The sequence below is a fragment of the Dethiosulfatibacter sp. genome (assembly GCF_983023055.1).
The window spans coordinates 1-3,778 of record NZ_CEZJXU010000250.1; the positions used below are offsets into that span (position 1 = coordinate 1).

2 protein-coding genes are annotated in these 3,778 nt (G+C 38.3%); both read right to left on the reverse strand.

The window, feature by feature from the left end; translation table 11 throughout:
- The coding region (locus AC3AX0_RS09050) for a sigma 54-interacting transcriptional regulator (protein ID WP_487549973.1) at positions 1–1,451 on the reverse strand (1,451 nt) is incomplete at its 3' end.
- Between the two features lie 215 nt (positions 1,452–1,666).
- Positions 1,667–3,778: ATP-dependent Clp protease ATP-binding subunit (locus AC3AX0_RS09055; RefSeq protein ID WP_487549974.1), on the reverse strand; the 2,112-nt coding region annotated here is incomplete at its 5' end.

Genomic DNA, 3,778 nt, shown 5'->3' on the forward strand with positions numbered 1-3,778 from the left:
GCCTGCTTCATAAGATCCACATTTGTTGCCGCAATTATCCTTACATCTATCTTAATTACCGAATTGCTTCCAACCCTCATTATTTCCTTTTCCTGAAGAACCCTTAAAAGTCTATTTTGAAGATGAAGGGGCATTTCTCCAATTTCATCAAGGAAGAGGGTTCCTCCATTGGCTGTTTCAAAAAGTCCTTCCTTTCCACCTTTTTTAGCTCCCGTAAAGGCTCCGTCACTGTAGCCGAAAAGTTCACTTTCAAGAAGTGTTTCAGGTATAGCGGAACAGTTGACAGCAACAAACTGTTCCTTGCTCCTTCTGGAATTATTGTGTATTACATGAGCAAATAATTCCTTTCCAGTTCCACTCTCTCCTATTACGAGGACAGTTGAATCACTTTTTGCCATTCTTACTGCAATATCCTTCTGCTTTTTCATTTCAGCACTTGAACCAACTATGTCATTAATACCGTATTTTGACCTATGTCCCTTATCCATTAGCTCTTTCTTGTGCATGTGCATCTTCATTTCAGCATCCGTATATTTCTTCAGTATTACAAGACCATAGTCATTGTTTCCAAGAGTCATCCTTGGCATAATATTGCATATTACTGGGATTTCACCCATCTTAACTACTGTTTCCATTGCATCATTTCCAAAGAAATCGTAGTCACCGACAGGCACGAGATCAATAATTTTCCTTCCAGAGATATTGTGAGTGGACTTCTGCAATATAGATTGAGCACTAGAACTGCTACTAGTAACAACTCCCATGTCATTATATATCAAAACTCCCTCGTTAAGATTTTCAAACAACACATTTATTATGTTTTCAAGCATGTATCTTTCACTTATTACGAAGGAGATTCCGTCGTCTACATCATTTCTATATGAATTCCTTTCCATCAACTTGTCTAAAAGCTCTTTCTTATCCAGGTTGAAGAAGGATATTATCTCAAGAAAAATCTTATTGTCTATTGTCGTGTTGAGGATATCTATAATCTCACCACCGTATTTAGGAATTATGTCAGGTTCTCCTTGGGTTATTATATAGTTAAGTTCCTTATACTTTTCTATTCCCGGATAGTAGGGATAGAGCTCCAAATCATGCCTTCCGCACGCGTAGATGAGATATATACTTTCAGAGGCCATCTTAGGTCCTACATTGACAACGAGAGCTTCCGAACCATAAGGTATTCTATCGAGTTTTTCAACACCTTCAGGATGCATATTTTTTAGAACCCTCAATATCTTGCTTTTTTCATCTACCAAGTGGATGATTTTTTTGATTATAGAATTTGTTGTAATGAGTATCATTCCATAAGTACTTATTTTTTCTATGTCAGGATCATCTTCAACAATATAGTCAATTTGAATCCTGTCTTCAAAAAATTCCCTGAGTTCTTCGCAATAATATTTCCCTATCCTGCCAGCCTTGGAAACAACCATGAGTTTTTTCATACGTCTTTATCCTTCCATTCTCCATTAGTAACACGAACTTGCCAGTCACTTTACCTATTAACAGTATAAATGTACAATCCAAAAAAATCAAATTTCAAAAAATTATGATTCCACTTGTAAGACAAATATACTTGATTTTAAAATAGCTATACTTCTAAACTAAAAAGGACACGCCCATACCAGAAACTGGTACAGGCATATCCTAGAGATGATAATTATCCTAAAGCAGGTTCTTCATTTTTTTTTGTAAAGTTCAGCTCTCCATCTTTGACATTTACAAAAATTGTATCATCTTTGCTTATCTCTCCCTTCAAAAATGCTTCAGAGAGAGAATCCTCTATCATCTTCCTTATAGTTCTCTGCAACGGTCTTGCTCCAAATACAGGATCATATCCAGCATCTGCAAGAAAATCCCTTGCTTCTTCATTGACTTCGATTTTGATTCCCAATTCGTCCAACCTTTTCTGAAGGTTACCTACCATAAGAGTCACTATTTCCTTGATGTTTTCCTTGTTCAATGAGTGGAATACGATTATTTCATCAAGCCTGTTGAGGAATTCAGGTCTGAAAGTTTTTTTCAGCTGCTCTGTAACATTTTCCTTCATCTTGTCATAATCGTTCTTTTCTTGATTTCCATCTCCTCCTGTTGCAAATCCAAGAGTTTTCTGTTTCTTGATTGTACTTGCACCAACATTTGATGTAAGTATTATAACTGTATTCTTGAAGTTTACAGTCCTTCCCTTGGAGTCTGTCATTCTACCATCATCCAATAGTTGCAGAAGAATATTAAATACATCCGGATGGGCTTTTTCAATTTCATCAAATAGTATTACTGAATAAGGCTTTCTCCTGACTTTTTCAGTAAGCTGTCCTCCTTCTTCGAAGCCGACATATCCAGGAGGTGAACCTATAAGCTTGGACACCGAATGTTTTTCCATGTATTCAGACATGTCAATCCTTATTATGGCATCCTCGTCTCCAAACATAGCATCAGCAAGAGCCTTGGAAAGCTCTGTCTTTCCTACCCCTGTTGGACCAAGAAATATGAATGACCCTATAGGCTTGGACGGATCCTTAAGCCCCACCCTAGCCCTTCTTATGGCCTTGGAAACAGCTTCAACAGCCTGATGCTGACCTATTACCCTTTCATGAAGTATGTTTTCCATATTAAGAAGCTTCTCTGATTCGTCTGCATTCATTTTATTCACAGGTATACCTGTCCAGGAAGACACTATATCTGCAATATCATCATATCCAATACTGGCTGTGTCCGCATAGCTTTTCTTTCTCCAGTTTTTCTTCTTGTCCTCAAGCTCAGCTGTGAGAATTTTTTCCTTGTCTCTCAACTTTGCAGCCTCTTCGAATTTCTGCAACTTGATTGCAGTCTGTTTTTCCTGAGTAATTTTTTCAATACCTCGTTCAAGTTCATTGAAATCAGGTGGAGCCGTTACAGATTCAATCCTTACCCTTGAAGACGCTTCATCTATGAGGTCTATTGCCTTGTCGGGAAGGAACCTGTCTGAAATATACCGGTGAGACAGTGTAGTTGCAGCATCAATGGCTTCATCTGTAATCTGTACCTTGTGATGGGCTTCATACTTGTCTCTAAGTCCTTTTATTATCTCTATGGTTTCCTCTATTGTTGGTTCTTCAACCATTACAGGCTGAAACCTTCTTTCCAGTGCTGCATCCTTTTCAATATGTTTTTTATATTCATCTATGGTTGTTGCTCCAATAGCCTGAATATCTCCTCTTGAAAGTGCAGGCTTCAGGATATTGGATGCATCTATTGCCCCTTCAGCTCCTCCTGCTCCAATAACGGTATGAAGCTCGTCAAGGAATATTATCACATGTCCGTCTTCCTTGATTTCATCCATTACCTTCTTGAGTCTTTCTTCAAATTCACCTCTATACTTGGAGCCCGCAACCATGCTGGCCAAATCAAGGGTTACAACTATCTTATCCTTTAGTATTTCAGGAACTGTTCCCTCTTCTATTTGCTGCGCCAGTCCTTCTGCTATGGCAGTCTTGCCTACACCAGGCTCACCAATAAGAACAGGATTATTCTTTGTCCTTCTACTAAGAACCTGAATTATTCTCTTTATTTCATCCTTTCTTCCAATTACCGGATCAAGCTTGCCCTCTCTTGCCTGTTCATTCAAATCCTTGCCGTATTTTTCAAGGGTTTTTAGGTTGTGGCTTTTTTTACTTTTTACCGGAGTCTTTGGTTCTCCGTTCTTTCTCTTGTCATTGAGTTCGCTGTGTATGTCATTTCTAATTTTTTCAGGAGTCATTTTGGATTCCTTAAGAATTATGGATGCAACACC